This window comes from Acidiphilium sp. (genome assembly GCF_049977125.1).
Lineage (GTDB): Bacteria > Pseudomonadota > Alphaproteobacteria > Acetobacterales > Acetobacteraceae > Acidiphilium.
Genome location: NZ_JBMFGY010000019.1, coordinates 40,802 through 42,034 on the forward strand (window position 1 = coordinate 40,802; position 1,233 = coordinate 42,034).

Annotated in this window: 1 protein-coding gene; it reads left to right on the forward strand. The window is 69.3% G+C overall.

The window, feature by feature from the left end; all coding sequences use genetic code 11:
* The first annotated feature begins 8 nt into the window (after positions 1-8).
* Positions 9-1,145 (forward strand): CCA tRNA nucleotidyltransferase, encoded by a 1,137-nt coding sequence (locus ACP5E6_RS05310; protein WP_427952549.1) that lies wholly within the window; start codon positions 9-11, stop codon positions 1,143-1,145.
* Positions 1,146-1,233 lie beyond the last annotated feature (88 nt).

The following is a 1,233-nucleotide window of genomic DNA, read 5'->3' on the forward strand; positions in this document are numbered from 1 at the left end:
GGGGGCCGATGGAACCGGCGGGGTTGGCGGCGTTGTGGCGGGTCATTCCCGAAGCGCGGGTCGTTGGCGGGGCGGTGCGGGATCGGTTGGCGGGGCGGGCGGTGGCGGATGTCGATCTGGCGTGTCCGCTCTCGCCGGAGGCTGTGATGGCGCGGTTGGCGGCGGCGGGGGTGCGGGCGATTCCGACCGGGATCGCGCATGGGACGGTTACCGCGCTGGTCGATGGGCAGGGGTTCGAGATCACCACATTGCGGCGTGACGTGGCGACCGACGGGCGGCATGCGGTGGTCAGGTTCATCGATGACTGGCGCGAGGATGCGGCGCGGCGGGATTTCACGATCAATGCGATGTCGATGGATCAGGCGGGGACGGTGTTCGACTATTTCGGCGGCCGGGCCGATCTGGCGCAGGGCATCGTGCGGTTCGTTGGCGATCCGGCGCGGCGGATCGGCGAGGATTATTTGCGCATTCTGCGGTTTTTCCGGTTTTTCGCCCGCTATGCGCAGGGCGCGGCCGATGCGGCCGCGGTTGCGGCGATCATTGCGATGCGCGAGGGGTTGCGCCGGCTTTCGGCCGAGCGGGTGTGGCAGGAACTCAAGCGGATTCTGGTCGCGCCCGATCCGCGGGCGGCGCTGGCGCTGATGCGGACGAGCGGGGTGCTCGCGATCGTGCTGCCGGAGGCGGGGGGATTCGACGCCTTCGATGCGATGATCGGCGCGGCGGCACCGGTCGATCCGCTGCTGCGGGTGGCGGCGCTGATCCCCGATGATCCGGCGATCGCGGATCGGTTGAAACTCTCGGATGCCGAGCGCGCGCGGATCGGGAGGTTGCATGAAGCGCCCCTGCTCGCCACCGATGCCGATGACGCCGCGCTGCGCCGCGCCCTGGCCGATTGGGAGGGGGCGACGCTGATCGATCGGACCTGGCTCGCACCGGGTGCGGAGCGCGCGGATCTGCGCCGCCGCCTGGCCGGAATGGCGCGGCCGGTGTTTCCACTCAAGGGGCGCGATGCGGTCGCGCTGGGCATGATGCCGGGACCGGCGGTCGGCGCGGGATTGGCCGCGGTGCGGCTGTGGTGGCTGGAACAGGGATGTCTGCCGTCGCGGGACGATTGCCTGGCCAAGCTGGCGACGCTCATATCGTGATGGGCAGATCGTGATGGGGGCCGGTACCGGACGGAGATTGGGGAGCAGCGCGATATTCCTCGATTTTATTGCTATATCGTAACGATTT